Here is a 17,255-nt window from a genome sequence, read left to right as displayed (position 1 = left end):
GATGGCTTTCATTGTCGAATGTGCGTTCGAATGTTTGGTGTGCTTGTTACTCATTCGATGAGGCAACTCTACAATACGGGGGCGCCATTCTAAACATTCAATCTGAATAAAGTTGGATCGACTTTTATGGTTGTGGATTTCAAGCTTAATAGTGGGGGGTACTGGTTGCGTTTGAAATTTTTGATGTAAATGATCTGGTAAATGATATAAAGGCCAGATGGTTTGCGAGGTTGGTTAATTGGTTGTTTTTGACGATTTTATAAAATTAATCTGTCGAGTTGCTTCACCCATTGCGCATCGCTATGGATGAAGCATAGTAAGAATCCGACGACGATATTCAGTCAGATCACGGCGGTTTTCACGCGGCGTTCATCACTGTATGTGGATCAGGGCTTTTAGCATTGCTTTTATCGGTATCCTGCTTCCATAAACGCAAAAGGTAATACTGTTGTCTTCATGCCCAGCAATACGCTTGATCAAGGAGTCTTGTACTCCAGCATCCCTAAGATCATCGATCATTGTGTGGCGGAAGCTGTGAAAGGTTTTCTTTGGGTCGGCGACACCCATTCTAATCCTGTATCGACTAAACCACTTCGACGGCGCGTGGCCTAGCTTTCCGCGAACAGGCTCCAGCTCTGGGAATAAACGATCAGACCCCTGAATACGCAGATTATTCAGGTGATCAAGCAGTCCAAGCTGAATCAGCGTTGGATGGATTGGGAGAGTTCGGCGACTGCTACTGTTCTTCAGGCTTTGGGCTTGGTGACCATCGTCAATCCGAATGCACTCGAATCCTTGCAGCGTGACGAAATCGGTAACGTGCAACTGGCAAAGCTCTTCCAGTCGGGCGCCGGTGAACCTACCAAGCAATGGGAGCCAGAACCTCCATGGATGCTTACGTGATTCTTCCTTGAGTGCATTTAGGTCGAGAAGGATACTCAAGTCGCGTTGATCAAACGACAGTCGTGCATCTTTCGCCGAACCCGTCATCATCTTGAGTCCCGACAATGGATTGTCGGTAACGTAACCATTGGATTTGCACCAATTCATAAATGCCGAGAGTTTACGTAGACGGTTGTTTACGGTTACGGCGGTGATGGTTTTGTACGTGCCGCCAGAGTCAATCACTTGAGTTAGCGTCTTGCCCTTGAACTGGGGGAGCAGAGCGAAGTATTGGGGGCAACGGCTCAGACGATCCTTCAACAGACGGGCCTGATGCACATCGAACTCAAATGCAGGCATATCGCCCATCAGCTCGAACAAATCTCGTAATGCACGTTCAACTTCGTGTGTGCTGACCTCACGCCACGTGCCACCACGTTTTCCTTCTTCGATATACAGCTTGGACAGGGTGGTCAGTGTAGGTCCGTCCACATTGCACTTCACGGTGATGGCTGGAGCCTTCCGTGAGGCATTTTGGATGGTCGGCATGGGTGCTGAATCACGCCACTCCGAACACAGCCTACGCAGCGTTTGAAAGCCATCCAGGGGGTGTTCTGATAAGTGCTTATGCACCCGCTGGGCCAGAAATGCAGCAAGGAACAATGCGCTTTGCCGGTGCCGGATGTTCAGGCTCAGACGTAAAGTGTGACACCTTGGGAAGAGGTGCTTAGGTAGTCGCAGATTCAGATAGTAGAAAGCCCCGCGACGGATTATGTAGGCCATATGTGTGACACCGATGTGTGACAGCTGTGTGTGACAGTGCTGGCTACACCCCCGATTTCTAACTGTCCGCACCGGGTATTGGCACGGAAGGTTAGAGGCAATCTCAAAAGCCTGTTACCCTGACCCCATCGGTCCCCCCGCAACGATTACCCGTGAACCTGGTCAGAGCCGGAAGGCAGCAGCCACAGCGGGAACATTGTGTGCCGGGGTGTGGCTGGTGGGGTTGCCTCCATAACGCTCCTCCTTGTAGTAACCTCCTTCTGCTTCCAATCAAAAACTTTGATTCGTCATCTGCCAGGTTTTATTGCGCAGTGCGTGACGGACACTTCACTATTTTCAAAATGTGCTAACGGGAAACCATCCAATATCGGGCTTCGCTTCAACGACAGGGCTGGGAGTGCCTGAGTCAAAAGTGGATCGCCCCGGCAATCGTTGCGTACTGACGATGAGGGAAGATACAGGGAGGTGGAGTTTTATCGCGTTCTACTGATGCCGGAGTCGTTGATTGAGTGACTGGCCTCGATTACTTCAAATCAGGAGCTTCCTGTTCCAGCACCTCTTCAGCAATGTTGCCAAAAAAGTTTCGTGTGATGCTGAAGAACGGGCTCAGTTGTGTTCCTCTCGGTGCAAGGTCAATGCCTGCAAGGCAGTGCAGGCTCATATCCTGATCAATATGCTCGCTGAAAAGCGCTTCCAATTCGCTCCACCACTGATACCGCAACTCCTGAAGAAAGGGGCTATTCAGATTGAGCAGGTCAATGGTGTATTTGGCTCGGTCCTTCTCCTGTGCGGACAGTCCGTCAGCGGCCACTATGCGCCCATCGGACAGGTACGCGAAGAAGCGGCTGCAATCGGATTGATGACAGGACACAAAGCGATTGATATCGACTGTGCTCGATTTTCCAAGCGCATGTCCGCCAAATACCTCTGACGCCTGGCCTTTGAACGTGTACAGATCGGTCTCGCTATCCAAGGATGAGGCGGCCAGGTTGCTGTAATCGAATGTGCGTTGGGGATTCTGACTTTTGTTTTCGACGTGCTCTATATGCAACCCTAGTCCGATCAGATCGGGTCGAATCTCACTGTAGCAACACAGGCCATATTGCTCCTCTAACAGGTAACCAAGCACTTGCTGTTTAGAGCCGAACCCCGCCCAGCGACTCGTCGCCGCTTTGGCTGTGATGGGGGGATTTGCATGTGAGTTGTTCAATTGATAAGGGCCGTTGCCTCGCTTGTGAATAGCCCTCATCTTTTAAGCGCCCGCTGCCGCTTGATGCTGCGCTGTAGGCGTTGCAGTTGGGGATGCTGTTCACTCAGTGCTGCTGTCAGCCGTTCCATCAATTCAACTGCGGGTTGCTCGTCATAGCGCCCCTTGTCCACCCATTCGGTGAGTTGCAACAACTCGGGCTTTTCAATAACGGGTGGCTGCGGATCTACCTGCATGACGCTATGTAAAACACTGCTGCTGGGTTCACCGTAGGTCATTGCCAGTGGAGGAGAGGCGATCAAGTTGCCATGCACATCCTTGCCAATCACTCGAATGTTTTCGCGCCGCACAGTACTCAATACTTGTGGGCTATGAGTGGTCACAATGAATTGCATGGCTGGGAAAGCTGCTCGTAATGACCCTAGGATTGTCTGTTGCCAGTGAGGGTGGAGAAACATATCCACTTCGTCGATCAAGGCGATACCGGGCGTTTGTGAGGGTGCCTGGTCCCCTAAGTGCGGATTGAGCTTGCAGGCCCGAAAGGCAAGGTCAGCAACCATGGCAATGGCGTTGCGCAGTCCATCGCTCAGCATCTCTACAGGTAATATGCCTTGTTCCGGGTGATGCATGATCAGTTGCTGTTGATGGCTCTCACTGTATTCCAGGCTGTGCCAGCCGGTCGGGCCTTGTATCAATCGGTCAATGGCTTCTTTTATGGACCTGATGATCTGCCCGAAGCGAATGCCTAGGTCGGACAGCTCTGCGTTGCGCTCGAGGGCGATCACCTGTGCTTCCCGATAGCTGCGATAGATCCAGCCATACCATGCAGTGAAAGTTTTGAAGCTCGAAGAGTAGGAGAGGCAATTCAGATAGCCTGAGGTTCTAGAGTACTCAGTTTTGTCGAGAGTGGTTTGAGCCGCTGCGGAGGTGAAACGGCCCTCGAACCAGAGTCGGGAAGTCCCTAAGTAAGTTATCAGCGGCAACACGACGGGCTCATCGCGACGTACTTTTTCCTGAAGAGACTTGCTGTATCCAGTCAGTGCTTTCGAGCCTGTGTCGCCAAGGGTATTGGTCGACTTCTTCAAGCTTGTGCGCTGCTGCAACCAATTGTTTTCAGGTTCGTCTGGTCCCCACGGACCCCAGGCCTCGATGACGCTGGCAATTTGAGGCTCCATGTTGCCGCTGGCAAGGTGTGCGAGGCGCACGTCGTCGATTTGAATTGTCGCGGATTTTCCGGTCTGGCTACCGAGGTCAAAACCCTTTACAAAAGGCCATAGAGCAACTCGCGCAGCATCCAGAATGGTGGTTTTACCGCCTCCGTTGGAAGCAATCAATATGGTCAGATGAGGGTCGAAGTCGATCTCGAACTCTCCAAAGCAGCGGTAATTCTGCACGCGCAGTTTGTCGAGCCTCACAGTCGTTTCTCCGATTTCATTCTCTGGCCAGGCATAGGATCTATCCCTCTGCATTCCGGGGGGTACAGCATACTAAAGAGAAATGACGAAAGCGCTATGTAAAGCTGGCGGGGATGACTCCCTCGCATCCTGGGCGTTCCTGAGGGTGGTAGATAATCGGCGGAAGATAATTCCAACCGCTATCCATCGTTCGACAGCCAATTCACACCTTTTAAAAGCCCTGCTGGACAACCTCAAACCACCTTGTTAGTTTCCGCCGGCCACTTGTTTCAGAGTATAACAATGGCGCTGATTTGATATTGAAGTGCTATCACTTCTTTAACTAACAAGGATGTCTGTGATGAAAAGCCTGCAGGGGTTACCCCGTCTTATCAGTGCTTCAGTTGGTGCCTCCGGTAAAGCCCGTAACTTGCCCGCCGATGTTCAGTGCATTCAGTATTTATTCAATTTGATCATCCCCAAGATGGGGTTTCCGTTGGCTGAAAACGGCAAGTGCGACGGCCAATTGGTGCAGTGCATCAGCCAGTATCAGTTCCGTCATCTCAAGTACGCCCATCCCGATGGCGTGATCGACCCCACCGGCCGCACGTTCAACAGCCTGATCGAGGAAGCGGTGAAGGTGCCGGTGAAGGCCTTCCCGACGATGCGTATCCCGAGCTTTCTCAATGTGTTCGGCAACAACAGCGGCGATGCGGTGCAGGCCACGGTCAATGTGTACCTGGACCGCATGCGCGCGATGGTCGAGGCCGAGCGGCGCAATCGGCAGTTGATACTTCAGGCCACGTGCGACGGGGGCATGACCCTGAGCGATAGCGACTTCCAGAACGCCGCTACGCAACTGGGCAATGGTATTTCCGTCAATATCATCAGGGCCTTCGCCACCGTGGAATCGGGTGGGCGTTCCGGGTTTGGCCCGGCCAAGTTGCCGGTGATCGCCTTTGAGGGGCACCAGTTTCGCAAGTACACCAAGCGTATCTACGACCAGGCGCACCCGCTGCTGTCGTACCCCTACGTCAGAAAGGCGGGGCCGCAGTGGCAGGTCAATAACAAGGATCAGATCAAGGCCTGGGAAACCATGGCCACCGCATTTGCGCTGAATCAGGAAGCTGCCTTGATGTCGGCCTCATGGGGCATGTTTCAGATCATGGGGTTCAATTTCGCGGCATGCGGTTACACAAGCGTATTTGAGTTCGTTGCCGCATTAAAAGTTAATGCCGGTAATCAACTAAAGGCTTTCCTCGCCTTGTGCAGCCACAGCCCGGCATTGATGAAAGCCATGAAAGCCAAAGACTTTACCGCCATGGCCCGTAACTATAACGGCGAGGACTACGGCAACTATGACGACCTCATGAAAAAAGCCTACGACGCACTTGAGAGGAAAAAATAAGATGATCCGTTATCTCGCGATGGGTGTGTTGTCGTGGTGTGCGGTGGCGCCGGTATTCGCCGGTTCCGCTGTGTTGCATTCGGGCAAGTACGAAGGGTTGATGCTGGCGTTGACGCCCGAGCATCAGGTCGAAGGTTTCTACGCCGAAGAACTGGGCGAGGGCGTGACCCGTGGTTGCGCGTTCTACCTGCAAGGCCAGCCCGACGCGTTGACCACCTGGCTTGACGATGCCTACCCCGGCAGCGTGGCGCCTTCGTCCGACGGCGTGACCCTGACCGTCGAACAGGGTCGCCAGCATCCCGGTTGCATCAGTGTGTTGATGCCGGAAATCGCCACCGGCCTGGACCTGAGCCAGACTGCCAACAAGCCATGGATCGGCCTGGTGACCGTGTCCGCCGACAAGGCCTACTTGCTGAAGACCCCGCGCGCCAAGGCGGCCAAGCGTGCGTATATCGTCAAAGGGGATGTGGTCGGCGTGCTGGCTTTCAAGGACGGCTGGGCCCAGGTCGAGTTCGTCAATGCTCAGGATCGGTCGTTCATCGGCTGGATCAGCCAGGATCAGTACGCGCGATTGGCTGCCCCGAAAAGCTGATGTTCGCTCAGGGTTGGCCGAAGGTTTCGCGCAGCAGCCCGGCGAATGCATCCCGGGCCAGATGTCGCTGGGTGTCCTTGTGCCAGAACAGCAGGTTATCCACGGCCGCCAGTTCTTCGAACCGGTATGACGCCAGCTGATTGGCCTGCTCATAGCGCGCCAGAATGCCCTCCGGCGCCAGCGCCACGCCGATCCCTGCGCTGACGCAGCCGATGATCGTGCCCCAACTGGCATAGCTGGCGATGGTCGGCTTGAAGTCATGGGGCTTGACCCAGTTTTCCAAGGCCGCGCGATAAGGGCAGCCAGGCGGCCAGACGAGCAGGGTACGCCCTGCCAGGTCCTCGGCACGCTTGATCGGTGCGCTGCAGGCGCTGGCGATCAGCACCAGGCGTTCGCTGTAGACCACGCTGTGTTCGAGCTTGGAGCGTTTGTTGCCGGCGGCCACCAGCGCCACGTCCAGGCGGTGGTGTTGCAGGTCGTCGAGCAGTTGGCCCCAGGCGCCGGTCACCAGTTCGAGGCTGACGTCGGGGTAGCGTCGATGGTATTCCGCCAGCAGCGGTGGCAGGCGGCCGCTGGCGCTGGACTCTACCGCGCCGATCCGCAAGGTGCCCCGCGGGATAGCGTTGGCGTCCACCGCGCGTTTGGATTCGTCCACCAGGGCCAGGATGCGTTCGCAGTAATCGAGGAAGATTTCACCGGCGGCGCTGATCGCCAGCCCGCGTCCGGCACGGATGAACAGTGGCGTGCCCAATTCGCTTTCCAGCTGTTTGATGCGCGTGGTGATGTTCGACGGCACGCAATGCAATTGCGCCGCGGCCTGAGCCACGCTGCCGGTTTGCGCCACGGCTCGCACCATCTTCAGTTGGGCCATTTCCATTGCTCAGTTCCACTGATTTCAGAAGTCAGAAACGCTTAATTGTCCTACGGCGTGACCCGGCCAAGACTGGCGGCATTCCTTCTCTGTTTCTGGATGCCGTTGATGAATTCCCCGTCACGCCTAAAGCTTACGCTAGTCATCGCCAGCGTGATCCTCTGCTGGGCCTATTCGCCGATTGGCGTACACATGGGGCTGCGCAGCTACAGTCCGGGTCAACTGGCGTTGCTGCGATTTTTGATCGCCTCGGTGTTTATGGGCGGCGTCGCGTTGGTGCTGGATGTCGGTCGGCCGCGCCTGCGAGATGTGCCGTGGTTGCTGGTGCTGGGTTTTTTCGGGGTGTTCCTGCATCACACTTGCCTCAACTATGGGCAGCAATGGGTCACGGCGGCGGCGTCCAGTGTATTGGCGCAGTCGGCGCCGCTGTTCAGTGTGCTGATCGCGTTTTTTTGCTTGAGGGAGCGGGTCAGTGTCTGGCGCTGGAGCTGTGTATTGCTGGGGTTGCTTGGCGTGCTGGTGGTGATCTGGGGTGAGCAGGGCGTGGGTGACATCGACCCGTGTGGCCTGGTGATCCTGCTGGCAGCGGTGTCATGGAGCGTGTATTTCGCCATCCAGAAACACTATGCCCACCGCTACAGCCCGCTGACCCTGGCGTGCTACATGGTGTGGTCGGGCACCTTGATGCTCTGCGTGAACCTGCCAGGCCTGCCCGCTGCCGTGGCGCAGGCGCCCTGGCCGGAAAACCTGGCGGTGCTGGTGCTGGGCATTTTCCCCAGTGCCTTGGCGTACCTGGCCTGGGCTTATGTGTTGAAGCATGTCGAGGTCAGCCGTGCATCGGTGGCGATGTACTTGATTCCGCCGGTGTCCATGGCGATGGCGGCGATATTGCTGGGTGAGCACGTCGCCGGGCAGGTGATGCTCGGCGCGATGATCGTGCTCGCCAGTGTGGCGGCCATCAGCCTGGAAGGCCGCTGGCGGCGCAGCTCAGCCGCCCATGCAGAACGCGCGCAACCGATGACCGTCGAGGTCCTGGGCGACAAAGGTGTAGCCAAAGTCCACGACGGTCGGTGACTGGATGATCGTGGCGCCACGTTCCAGCCATTGGTCGTGCAGAGCATCCACGGCGGCCTGGTCGGGCAGGGCGAAGCCCACTTCGCCGCCGCCGCCCGTGGCCTGGGCCGCTGGCTCTACGCTGTGGCGCGACCACAGGCCGAGCTTGACGCCATTATCGAGAATGAACAGGGCAAAGGTCGGGTTCAATTCAACCGGTGGCTTGTCCAGCAGGCGGCTGTAGAAGTTGGCGCTGGTGGCGGGGCTGTCGACATACAGCAGGAAGTAATGGGCGACGGTATTCATGGAGGCTCCTTGAGGACGGGGTGGTTGAGCCCAGTCTAAAAGACGGCGCTGTCAGTTCTTGTCAGGAGCGTGCGGGGGCACGGCGTCTTCGCCGGTGTACAGCTGGATGATGTCGTCGATTTCGCCTGACATCTTCATCCGCAGCAGGGTGCGCAGGATTTGTTGCACCGGCAGGTCCGGGTCGTTGCGCACGGCGCAGCCCAGGCTTTGCTCCTCGATGATGGCGACTTTGTGCAGTCGCTGTTCCATCGGCAGGTGCTGGTTGAAGCGGTCGACGATCCATTCATTGCTCACCGCATACTTGAAGCGCCCGGCCACCAGTTTGTGCAGCACTTGTTCTTCGCTGCGGGCGTCGTCGCGCCTCAGTTGGCCTTTGGCGAACAATGGGTCGAGCGTGGGGTAGCGGTAATTGAGCACCGTTCCGATCGACTGCGGCGCCAGCCGGGCCAATTGCACCGGCTGGTTGCGGACGCTGACCAATACGTTGCGCTGGACCAGCAACGGCAGGCTCCAGAGGTAGTCGCCAGACAGGTTGTCGAGCCAGGCCTGGGCGACATAACAGCGCACATCGATGTCGCCATGGGCCATGGCCGCGGCAATGCGTGCCCGCGCCAGTACGTGGAACTCGGCCGGGCGGCCGACCTGGGTGGCCAGGCTCGACATCAGGTCATACAAAATACCCTGGGTGGGCTGGCCGTCCTCCACTTGCACCATAGGCATCGCCCAACTGTCGGAAACCGAGAAACGCAACGGCGCGGGCGCCGCAAGGCTGGCGGTGGTGAGCATCCATAAGGCGCCCAGGACTACGCGCATACACTCTCCGGGTTCAGGCCTTTTCGGGGCCGCTCAGGCAATCTTAGGCAGATAAGGCAAGCGTGCCGGATGCAATTTCCCCCTTGCTCCGCTAGCATTACCGGCTTCCGCTTCTCAGTTGCGACGGTTTTCGATGAGTTATCAGGTTCTTGCACGTAAATGGCGCCCGCGCTCGTTCCGCGAAATGGTCGGCCAGACCCATGTGCTCAAGGCTCTGATCAATGCCTTGGACAGCCAACGGCTGCACCACGCCTACCTGTTTACCGGTACTCGCGGTGTCGGCAAGACTACCATTGCCCGAATCATTGCCAAGTGCCTGAACTGTGAGACGGGCATCACCTCGACGCCCTGCGGTACCTGCTCGGTATGCCGCGAGATCGACGAAGGGCGTTTCGTCGACCTGATCGAGATCGACGCCGCGAGCCGCACCAAGGTCGAAGACACCCGCGAGCTGCTCGATAACGTGCAGTACGCGCCGAGCCGTGGCCGCTTCAAGGTCTACCTGATCGACGAAGTCCACATGCTTTCCAGTCATTCGTTCAACGCATTGTTGAAAACCCTGGAAGAGCCGCCGCCCTACGTCAAATTCATCCTGGCGACCACCGACCCGCAGAAACTCCCTGCAACGATTTTGTCGCGGTGCCTGCAGTTCTCCCTGAAAAACATGACCCCCGAGCGTGTGGTCGAGCACTTGACCCACGTGCTGGGTGTCGAAAACGTACCGTTCGAAGACGACGCGCTGTGGCTGCTCGGCCGTGCCGCCGATGGTTCGATGCGTGACGCCATGAGCCTCACCGACCAGGCCATTGCCTTTGGTGAAGGCAAGGTCATGGCCGCCGATGTGCGTGCCATGCTCGGCACCCTCGACCACGGCCAGGTGTTCGACGTGCTGCACGCGCTGATCGAAGGCGACGCCAAGGCGTTGCTCGAAGCCGTGCGCCACTTGTCGGAACAGGGCCCGGACTGGAACGGCGTGCTCTCGGAAATCCTCAACGTGCTGCACCGCGTCGCCATCGCCCAGGCCCTGCCCGAAGGCGTCGACAACGGCCACGGCGACCGCGACCGCGTGTTGGCCCTGGCCCAGGCGTTGCCAGCCGAAGACGTGCAGTTCTACTACCAGATGGGCCTGATCGGTCGCCGGGACTTGCCCCTCGCACCAGACCCGCGTGGCGGCTTCGAAATGGTCCTGCTGCGCATGCTGGCCTTCCGCCCCGCCGACGCGACGGACGCGCCGAGACAGCCGCTAAAGCCAGTGGGGATCAGCCAGGCCACAGTTGATTCCGCCAAATCAGTGGCTGGCGCGGCGGTGGTCGCGCCAGCGGTTGCTGCGCCTGCGCCGGTTGCGCCGGTGCCTGAGCCGGTGGTTGTCGCGCCGGTGATCGCGCCGGTGCCGGTTGTCGAGCCCGAACCGGCCCCGGTGGTCGACCTGCCCTGGAATGCCCCGGCAGAGGCTGAACCCGAGGTCGAGCTGCAGCCCGCCGTGGAGCCCGTGCTGGAAACCGCCGGCGAGCAGCCCGAGCTGACGCCGATGCCTACGCCAATGCCGGACAGCGTGGTACCGGATGCGCCGGAATGGGTCAGTGCGCCCGTCCCCGAGCCGACCGTCGCCCAGGTGGACGCCGCAACGCCCGGCATCGACCTGGACGACGAACCGCCGCTGGACGAAGACTACATCGAGCCGGACATCGATTCGGCCTACAGCTACCTGGACGAACTGGCCAGCGAACACGCCGCCGAGCCGGCCCCCGAGCCCGAAGCGGAACCCGCTGCCGCGCCGGCCACCGGCCTGGCCCTGCAATGGCTGGAGCTGTTCCCGAAACTGCCGATTTCCGGCATGACCGGCAGCATCGCCGCCAACTGCACCCTGATCGCCATCGAGGGCGACCACTGGTTGCTGCACCTGGACCCGGCCCACAGCGCCTTGTTCAACGCGACCCAGCAGCGCCGGCTCAACGATGCCCTCAACCAGTATCATGAGCGCACGCTGAGCATCACCATCGAGTTGATCAAGCCCGAGCAGGAAACCCCGGCCCAGGCCGCAACCCGCCGACGCCTCAATCGCCAGCGCGAGGCTGAGGAGTCGATCCACGGTGACCCGCTCATCCAACAATTGATGCAACAGTTCGGCGCGGTCGTCCGTCACGATACTATTGAACCTGTCGAAGCCCCGGTGCCCCAGGCGTCATGACACCGGGCTACTTATTGATCCACGTACTTTTGAGGTGATTCCCATGATGAAAGGTGGCATGGCCGGCCTGATGAAGCAGGCACAGCAGATGCAGGAAAAGATGGCCAAGATGCAGGAAGAGCTGGCCAACGCCGAAGTCACCGGTAAAGCCGGTGGCGATATGGTCAGCGTGGTGATGACCGGTCGTCACGACATCAAGCGCGTGAGCATCGACCCGAGCCTGCTCGAAGGCGTCAGCGATGACGACCGTGAAGTGCTAGAAGATCTGTTCGCTGCGGCCGTCAATGACGCTGTGCGCAAGATCGAAGCCAACAGCCAGGACAAAATGTCCGGCGTGACCGCTGGCATGCAACTGCCACCGGGCATGAAACTGCCGTTCTGATCGGCCAGTCTTAGCTAGACTGGAATGCCAGGCATCGCGCCTGGCATTTTTTTTGGCTGTTTTCCCCTGCGTAGCGGCTACGCAAGGGTAACTTTGTCGAACCTCGGTGCCTTGGCCAGTGTCTGCACTTGATGCCATTGAATTCGACCCTCGATAACGGAGCCCCCCGATGCCTCAAGAACCGATGCTTAACCAGCGCATTGTCCTGGTCTCGCGCCCTCACGGCGCGCCAACTGCGGAAAACTTCCGCCTCGAACGTGTGACCCTGCCGGAACTGGCAGACGGCCAAGTCCTGTTGAAGACGCTATACCTGTCCCTCGACCCCTACATGCGCGGGCGCATGAGTGATGCACCGTCCTACGCCGCTCCGGTGGAAATCGACGAAGTGATGACGGGTGGCGCTGTCAGCCGTATCGAGCAGTCGCGCAACCCGAAATTCGAAGCGGGCGACCTGGTGGTCGGCTCCACCGGCTGGCAAAGCCACAGCATTAGCGACGGTCGCAACCTGATGCCGGTGCCCAACGGTCTGGCCAGCCCGTCGATGGCGTTGGGCGTGCTGGGCATGCCGGGCATGACCGCCTACATGGGCCTGATGGACATCGGCCAGCCCAAGGCCGGCGAAACCCTGGTGGTGGCGGCCGCGTCCGGTGCGGTGGGCTCGGTGGTGGGCCAGGTGGCCAAGCTCAAGGGCCTGCGCGTGGTGGGTGTCGCGGGCGGGGCCGACAAGTGCCGTTACGTGGTGGATGAGCTGGGCTTTGATGCCTGCATCGACCACAAAAGCGAGAACTTCGCCAATGAATTGGCCCTGGCCTGTTTCAAGGGCGTGGATATCTACTTTGAAAACGTCGGCGGCAAGGTGTTCGATGCCGTGCTGCCGCTGCTCAACCCCAAGGCGCGGATCCCGCTATGCGGGCTGATCGCCGGCTATAACGCCCATGAAGCGCCCAGCGGCCCTGATCGACTGCCGGCGCTGCAACGCACCTTGCTGACCAAGCGCGTGCGTATCCAGGGCTTTATCGTGTTCGATGACTACGGCGATCGCCAGCCGGAATTCCTCAGCGCCATGGCGCCGTGGGTACGCGACGGCAAGATCAAGTTCCGCGAAGACATGGTCGACGGCCTGGAACACGCGCCTGAAGCCTTTATCGGTTTGCTCGAAGGACGCAACTTCGGCAAGTTGGTGGTGCGCGTCGCGCAGGATTGAGCATTTGACGCTAATCCGGGGCGCGGGTATAAACCGCGTCTCGTTGTTTTGTCGGACCCTTCGCCCATGAGCTTCAGCCCCCTGATTCGCCAACTGATCGACGCCCTGCGCACTTTGCCCGGTGTCGGCCAGAAAACCGCCCAGCGCATGGCGCTGCAACTGCTGGAGCGTGATCGCAGCGGCGGCACCCGGTTGGCCCAGGCCTTGAGCCAGGCCATGGAGGGCGTTGGTCACTGTCGCCAGTGCCGCACCCTCACCGAGGAAGAACTCTGCCCGCAATGCGCCGACCCGCGTCGCGATGACACGCTGTTATGCGTGGTGGAAGGGCCGATGGACGTGTACGCGGTGGAACAGACCGGTTATCGCGGGCGCTATTTCGTGCTCAAAGGCCATCTGTCGCCGTTGGACGGCCTGGGCCCGGAAGCCATCGGCATTCCGCAACTGGTGGCGCGGATCGAAGCGCAGGGCACGTTTACTGAAGTGATCCTGGCCACCAACCCGACCGTGGAGGGTGAAGCGACCGCGCATTACATTGCCCAACTGCTGAGCAACAAAGGCCTGGTCACGTCGCGGATCGCCCACGGTGTGCCGCTGGGTGGCGAGCTGGAGTTGGTAGACGGCGGCACCCTGGCGCATTCGTTTGCCGGTCGCAAACCCATCGCGCTTTAAGCCACGCGGCAGGTCAAGGTGTGGGAGGGGGCTTGCTCCCACATGGGTTGAGTGGTGTCGGTGATAATCCTCAACGCTCGCTCAGCGCAAATTGCGTCAGGCAAAACGTCGGAATCTCCATATCTTCCAGGCGTTGCGTGCCACCCAGTTCCGGCAGGTCGATAATCGCCGCCGCTTCGAACACCTTCGCGCCCATGCGCCGCACCAGGTTTGCTGCGGCGATCAGCGTGCCGCCGGTGGCGATCAGGTCATCGAAGATCAGTACCGAGTCGCCTTCACACAGGCTGTCGGCATGCACTTCGAGGAAGGCTTCGCCGTATTCGGTCTGGTAACCCTCGGCCAACACGTCGGCCGGCAGCTTGCCCTGTTTGCGGAACAGGATCAGCGGTTTGTTCAATTGGTAGGCGATGATCGAGCCGATCAGGAAACCCCGGGCATCCATCGCACCGATATGGCTGAAATCGGCTTCGACGTAGCGATGGACGAAGGTGTCGGCCACCAGGCGCAGGGCCTTGGGCGACTGGAACAGCGGCGTGATGTCACGAAAGATCACCCCAGGCTTGGGGAAGTCGATGACAGGGCGGATCAGGGATTTGATGTCGAACGAATCGAAGGTCATCGTCGCAGAGTCCAGGGGCGGAAAACGGACTCGAAGTATACCTTGCGGCCTGGCCGATTGGCGCGGCCGCAAGTGTCTGGATCAGCCCTCCAGGGAGCCGCCCGCCAACGCACACAGCTGGATCGGGTCGAGGATGTGTACTTCCTTGCCTTCGGCGGCAAGCAGTTCGTTCTGCTGGAAACGGGTAAATACCCGGGACACGGTTTCCACCGCCAGGCCCAGGTAATTGCCGATTTCATTGCGCGACATGCTCAGGCGGAACTGGTTGGCCGAGAAACCACGGGCACGGAACCGCGCCGACAGGTTGACCAGGAAGGTGGCGATGCGCTCGTCGGCGGTTTTCTTCGACAACAGCAGCATCATTTGCTGGTCGTCCCGGATCTCGCGGCTCATGACACGCATCAGTTGGCGGCGCAGTTGCGGCAGTTGCAGGGCCAGTTCGTCCAGGCGTTCGAAAGGAATTTCGCACACCGATGTGGTCTCCAGTGCCTGAGCCGACACCGGATGAATCTCGGTGTCCATCCCCGACAGCCCGACCAGCTCGCTCGGCAGGTGGAAGCCGGTGATCTGCTCTTCGCCACTGTCGCTCAGGCTGAAGGTCTTCAATGCACCCGAACGTACTGCATAGACAGAATCGAACTTGTCGCCCTGGCGATATAGAAACTCGCCTTTTTTCAGTGGGCGTCCACGTTTAACGATTTCGTCCAGCGCATCCATGTCTTCCAGATTCAATGAAAGTGGTAAGCAGAGGGGGGCCAGGCTGCAATCCTTGCAATGGGCCTGGCTGTTAGCGCGCAGCTTAACGGGCTCGGACATTTCTTAAATCCTTGTGGGAAAACACACATAAGACATAAGGGTAACGCACTGTGGGTAGAAGAGGCCAGCATGGACGAAAAACCGATGCCGGGATAAAGATTATTGTATCGATCCCGATACAAGTCAGTGTCCCTTAGAGCCTGGAGGCTCACATCATGCTTTCCATCGGTGAAAACTCTGCTGCCAAGCTGCCGGTTCCGGCGGTTCGCGAGCCCAAGGATCTGGTGGCGGAGGCTAAAGAAGCCAAGGCAGCCAAAGCACTTGAGGACGCCACGTCGGCGCCGCTGCGTCCGGCCAAGGCGGTCGAGGGCGTGACCGTGACTATTTCCGGAGCGGCATTGAAGGCTGTGGGTACCGCGAAGAAAGCCAACAGCGATATCGAAGAGAGTGGCTTGCCGGATAACATTCAGCAGACGCTGAAAATGATCCGTCAGATCAAGGAGCAGATCGCCAAGAAACAGGCCGAGCTGGCTGCTGTGATGGCGGACACGGGCCTGACGCCTGACCAGGCGCGGGTCAAGGCCAGCAACCTGCAAGCCTCACTCAGCGCACTGCAGGCGAGCCTGGTGACCGCGCAAGCCTCGCTGGCCAAAGCCATGAAAGGCCTGAGCGGCGAAGACGCCATGAAGGCGGCCTCCCTGGCGATGGCATAGAACCTTCAGATCACCCGCGAAAAGCGCTGCCGGTTCTGATGTTCCAGGTAGGCATCGAACACCATGCACACCGAGCGCACCAGCAGCCGCCCGGCCGGTAGAACGCGAATGCCTTGTGCGTCCAGTTCGATCAGGCCGTCGTCGGCCATCGTTTCGAGTTGCGGCCAGATCTCGTCGAAGTAGCCGCGAAAATCGATATTGAACGCCTGTTCGATCTGCTCGAATGTCAGGCTGAAATTACAGATCAATTGCTGAATCACTTCCCGCCGCAACCGATCGTCCGTGGTGCAGACCAGGCCGCGGTTGGTCGCCAGTTGCGCGTCGGCCAGGGCGTTCTGGTAGCTATTGAGGTCGCTGGTGTTCTGGCAATACAGATCGCCGATCTGGCTGATGGCCGACACCCCGAGCCCGATCAGGTCGCAATGGCCGTGGGTGGTGTAGCCCTGGAAGTTGCGTTGCAGGGTGCCTTCTTCCTGGGCAATGGCCAATTCGTCGTCCGGTAGCGCGAAGTGGTCCATGCCGATGTAGCGGTAGCCGGCGTCGGTCAACTGTTCGATGGTGGTTTGCAGCATCTGCAGTTTTGCCGCCGGGGACGGCAGGTCATCGGGGTTGATCCGCCGCTGAGGCATGAAGCGTTCCGGCAAGTGCGCGTAGTTGAACACCGACAGGCGATCCGGTTGCAACTTGATCACTTCTTCCACGGTGCGTGCGAAGTTGATCGGGGTTTGCTTGGGCAGGCCGTAGATCAGGTCGATATTGATCGAGCGGTACTGCAAGGTGCGCGCGGCATCAATCACGGCGCGGGTTTCTTCCAGGCTTTGCAGGCGATTGACCGCCCGTTGCACTTCCGGGTCGAGGTCTTGCAGGCCGATACTGACGCGGTTGAAGCCCAGCTCGCGCAGCAGGCCCATGGTTGCCCAGTCGGCTTCGCGCGGGTCGATCTCGATGCTGTAGTCGCCGGAATCGTCATCGAGCAGGTTGAAATGCTTGCGCAGGCAGGCCATCACCTGGCGCAGTTCGTCATGGCTGAGAAAAGTCGGGGTACCACCGCCGAAATGCAGCTGCTCCACGGTCTGTTTCGGATCGAGGTGGCAGGCGATCAGTTGGATCTCTTGTTCCAGGCGCTGCAGGTAGGGCTGGGCGCGGCCGCGGTCCTTGGTGATGACTTTGTTGCAGGCGCAGTAGTAGCAGATGTTGGCGCAGAACGGCACGTGCACATACAGCGACAACGGGCGTGCAGCCTTGCGGCTGTCGCGCAGGGCGTGGAGCAGGTCGAAGGAGCCGACCTGGCTGTCGAATTGCACTGCGGTGGGGTAGGACGTGTAGCGTGGCCCCGCCAAATCGTAGCGATGAATCAGGTTGCTGTCCCAACGAATGGCGTCGAGCATGCGGGCGTTCCCCCGGATAGACTAGTC

The 17,255-nt window shown here is 59.0% G+C and carries 17 protein-coding genes and 1 other RNA gene; 9 read left to right on the top strand and 9 right to left on the bottom strand.

Going from position 1 to position 17,255, the window contains the following annotated elements; genetic code table 11:
• Positions 1-372: 372 nt before the first annotated feature.
• Entirely contained in the window at positions 373-1,665 is a 1,293-nt protein-coding gene (locus AC07W0_RS05425) for a site-specific integrase (RefSeq protein ID WP_102617629.1), read from the bottom strand.
• Between the two features lie 126 nt (positions 1,666-1,791).
• Here AC07W0_RS05425 and ffs point away from each other — a divergent pair.
• Positions 1,792-1,888, top strand: an RNA gene (gene ffs, locus AC07W0_RS05420) — signal recognition particle sRNA small type.
• A 300-nt stretch (positions 1,889-2,188) separates the two neighbouring features.
• On the opposite strand, the gene AC07W0_RS05415 is transcribed toward ffs, so the two are convergent.
• Complete coding sequence (locus AC07W0_RS05415) at positions 2,189-2,914, bottom strand: retron system putative HNH endonuclease (RefSeq protein WP_256580743.1); 726 nt, start codon at positions 2,912-2,914, stop codon at positions 2,189-2,191.
• Positions 2,911-4,287 carry an AAA family ATPase gene (locus AC07W0_RS05410; protein WP_269784445.1) on the bottom strand — a complete coding sequence of 459 codons (1,377 nt, stop codon included), beginning with the start codon at positions 4,285-4,287 and terminating at the stop codon, positions 2,911-2,913. The genes AC07W0_RS05415 and AC07W0_RS05410 overlap by 4 nt, the downstream gene beginning before the upstream one ends.
• A gap of 340 nt (positions 4,288-4,627) precedes the next feature.
• Here AC07W0_RS05410 and AC07W0_RS05405 point away from each other — a divergent pair, with 340 nt between their 5' ends.
• Positions 4,628-5,674, top strand: a complete 1,047-nt coding sequence (locus tag AC07W0_RS05405) for an N-acetylmuramidase family protein (protein ID WP_102617630.1) — start codon at positions 4,628-4,630, stop codon at positions 5,672-5,674.
• Between the two features lies 1 nt (position 5,675).
• Entirely contained in the window at positions 5,676-6,266 is a 591-nt protein-coding gene (locus tag AC07W0_RS05400) for an SH3 domain-containing protein (RefSeq protein WP_102617631.1), read from the top strand.
• A 7-nt stretch (positions 6,267-6,273) separates the two neighbouring features.
• Here the strand turns inward: AC07W0_RS05400 and AC07W0_RS05395 are convergent, their stop codons facing one another.
• The gene (locus AC07W0_RS05395; RefSeq protein WP_017845241.1) at positions 6,274-7,143 is read right to left on the bottom strand and encodes a LysR family transcriptional regulator; all 870 of its coding nucleotides are present in this window, start codon (positions 7,141-7,143) and stop codon (positions 6,274-6,276) included.
• Between the two features lie 102 nt (positions 7,144-7,245).
• Between AC07W0_RS05395 and AC07W0_RS05390 the strand changes: the two genes are divergently transcribed.
• Positions 7,246-8,211: a DMT family transporter gene (locus tag AC07W0_RS05390; protein ID WP_102617632.1), complete on the top strand. Its 966-nt coding sequence runs from the start codon at positions 7,246-7,248 to the stop codon at positions 8,209-8,211.
• On the opposite strand, the gene AC07W0_RS05385 is transcribed toward AC07W0_RS05390, so the two are convergent.
• Both AC07W0_RS05385 and AC07W0_RS05380 read right to left on the bottom strand, forming a co-directional pair.
• Complete coding sequence (locus AC07W0_RS05385; RefSeq protein ID WP_046489421.1) at positions 8,125-8,496, bottom strand: VOC family protein; 372 nt, start codon at positions 8,494-8,496, stop codon at positions 8,125-8,127. The genes AC07W0_RS05390 and AC07W0_RS05385 overlap by 87 nt on opposite strands.
• Positions 8,497-8,547: 51 nt before the next feature.
• A complete protein-coding gene (locus AC07W0_RS05380; RefSeq protein WP_046489422.1) occupies positions 8,548-9,309 on the bottom strand; it encodes a substrate-binding periplasmic protein in 762 nt (253 codons plus the stop codon).
• A 133-nt stretch (positions 9,310-9,442) separates the two neighbouring features.
• Here AC07W0_RS05380 and dnaX point away from each other — a divergent pair, with 133 nt between their 5' ends.
• From dnaX to recR, 4 genes are all read left to right on the top strand, one after another.
• On the top strand, positions 9,443-11,497 hold the full coding sequence (gene dnaX, locus AC07W0_RS05375; protein WP_102617633.1) for a DNA polymerase III subunit gamma/tau: 2,055 nt from the start codon (positions 9,443-9,445) through the stop codon (positions 11,495-11,497).
• 43 nt (positions 11,498-11,540) lie between these two features.
• Positions 11,541-11,879 carry a YbaB/EbfC family nucleoid-associated protein gene (locus AC07W0_RS05370; protein ID WP_017527493.1) on the top strand — a complete coding sequence of 113 codons (339 nt, stop codon included), beginning with the start codon at positions 11,541-11,543 and terminating at the stop codon, positions 11,877-11,879.
• Between the two features lie 169 nt (positions 11,880-12,048).
• Entirely contained in the window at positions 12,049-13,083 is a 1,035-nt protein-coding gene (gene curA, locus AC07W0_RS05365) for an NADPH-dependent curcumin/dihydrocurcumin reductase (protein ID WP_102617634.1), read from the top strand.
• 66 nt (positions 13,084-13,149) lie between these two features.
• On the top strand, positions 13,150-13,752 hold the full coding sequence (gene recR / locus AC07W0_RS05360) for a recombination mediator RecR (RefSeq protein ID WP_017845247.1): 603 nt from the start codon (positions 13,150-13,152) through the stop codon (positions 13,750-13,752).
• Between the two features lie 70 nt (positions 13,753-13,822).
• Here recR and AC07W0_RS05355 read toward each other — a convergent pair whose 3' ends face one another.
• Together AC07W0_RS05355 and fnr are read right to left on the bottom strand one after the other, a co-directional pair.
• Positions 13,823-14,371 carry an adenine phosphoribosyltransferase gene (locus AC07W0_RS05355; protein ID WP_017845248.1) on the bottom strand — a complete coding sequence of 183 codons (549 nt, stop codon included), beginning with the start codon at positions 14,369-14,371 and terminating at the stop codon, positions 13,823-13,825.
• An 81-nt stretch (positions 14,372-14,452) separates the two neighbouring features.
• The gene (fnr, locus tag AC07W0_RS05350) at positions 14,453-15,187 is read right to left on the bottom strand and encodes a fumarate/nitrate reduction transcriptional regulator Fnr (RefSeq protein WP_017845249.1); all 735 of its coding nucleotides are present in this window, start codon (positions 15,185-15,187) and stop codon (positions 14,453-14,455) included.
• Positions 15,188-15,342: 155 nt separating this feature from the next.
• On the opposite strand from fnr, the gene AC07W0_RS05345 reads away from it, so the two are divergent.
• A complete protein-coding gene (locus tag AC07W0_RS05345) occupies positions 15,343-15,840 on the top strand; it encodes a hypothetical protein (protein ID WP_102617635.1) in 498 nt (165 codons plus the stop codon).
• 5 nt (positions 15,841-15,845) lie between these two features.
• Here AC07W0_RS05345 and hemN read toward each other — a convergent pair whose 3' ends face one another.
• The gene (gene hemN, locus AC07W0_RS05340; RefSeq protein ID WP_102617636.1) at positions 15,846-17,228 is read right to left on the bottom strand and encodes an oxygen-independent coproporphyrinogen III oxidase; all 1,383 of its coding nucleotides are present in this window, start codon (positions 17,226-17,228) and stop codon (positions 15,846-15,848) included.
• Positions 17,229-17,255: the final 27 nt, after the last annotated feature.

It is taken from the genome of Pseudomonas sp. GW704-F2 (assembly GCF_059423025.1).
Note: the sequence above shows the minus strand (reverse complement) of the source record. Positions and strands in the feature narration are given on the sequence as shown.

Bases quoted from the DNA above. Each gene is read 5' to 3' on its own strand.
- AC07W0_RS05425 (WP_102617629.1), bottom strand. From the start codon at position 1,665: ATGGCCTACATAATCCGTCGCGGGGCTTTCTACTATCTGAATCTGCGA.
- AC07W0_RS05415 (WP_256580743.1), bottom strand. From the start codon at position 2,914: ATGAGGGCTATTCACAAGCGAGGCAACGGCCCTTATCAATTGAACAAC.
- AC07W0_RS05405 (WP_102617630.1), top strand. From the start codon at position 4,628: ATGAAAAGCCTGCAGGGGTTACCCCGTCTTATCAGTGCTTCAGTTGGT.
- AC07W0_RS05400 (WP_102617631.1), top strand. From the start codon at position 5,676: ATGATCCGTTATCTCGCGATGGGTGTGTTGTCGTGGTGTGCGGTGGCG.
- AC07W0_RS05395 (WP_017845241.1), bottom strand. From the start codon at position 7,143: ATGGAAATGGCCCAACTGAAGATGGTGCGAGCCGTGGCGCAAACCGGC.
- AC07W0_RS05390 (WP_102617632.1), top strand. From the start codon at position 7,246: ATGAATTCCCCGTCACGCCTAAAGCTTACGCTAGTCATCGCCAGCGTG.
- AC07W0_RS05385 (WP_046489421.1), bottom strand. From the start codon at position 8,496: ATGAATACCGTCGCCCATTACTTCCTGCTGTATGTCGACAGCCCCGCC.
- AC07W0_RS05380 (WP_046489422.1), bottom strand. From the start codon at position 9,309: ATGCGCGTAGTCCTGGGCGCCTTATGGATGCTCACCACCGCCAGCCTT.
- dnaX (WP_102617633.1), top strand. From the start codon at position 9,443: ATGAGTTATCAGGTTCTTGCACGTAAATGGCGCCCGCGCTCGTTCCGC.
- AC07W0_RS05370 (WP_017527493.1), top strand. From the start codon at position 11,541: ATGATGAAAGGTGGCATGGCCGGCCTGATGAAGCAGGCACAGCAGATG.
- curA (WP_102617634.1), top strand. From the start codon at position 12,049: ATGCCTCAAGAACCGATGCTTAACCAGCGCATTGTCCTGGTCTCGCGC.
- recR (WP_017845247.1), top strand. From the start codon at position 13,150: ATGAGCTTCAGCCCCCTGATTCGCCAACTGATCGACGCCCTGCGCACT.
- AC07W0_RS05355 (WP_017845248.1), bottom strand. From the start codon at position 14,371: ATGACCTTCGATTCGTTCGACATCAAATCCCTGATCCGCCCTGTCATC.
- fnr (WP_017845249.1), bottom strand. From the start codon at position 15,187: ATGTCCGAGCCCGTTAAGCTGCGCGCTAACAGCCAGGCCCATTGCAAG.
- AC07W0_RS05345 (WP_102617635.1), top strand. From the start codon at position 15,343: ATGCTTTCCATCGGTGAAAACTCTGCTGCCAAGCTGCCGGTTCCGGCG.
- hemN (WP_102617636.1), bottom strand. From the start codon at position 17,228: ATGCTCGACGCCATTCGTTGGGACAGCAACCTGATTCATCGCTACGAT.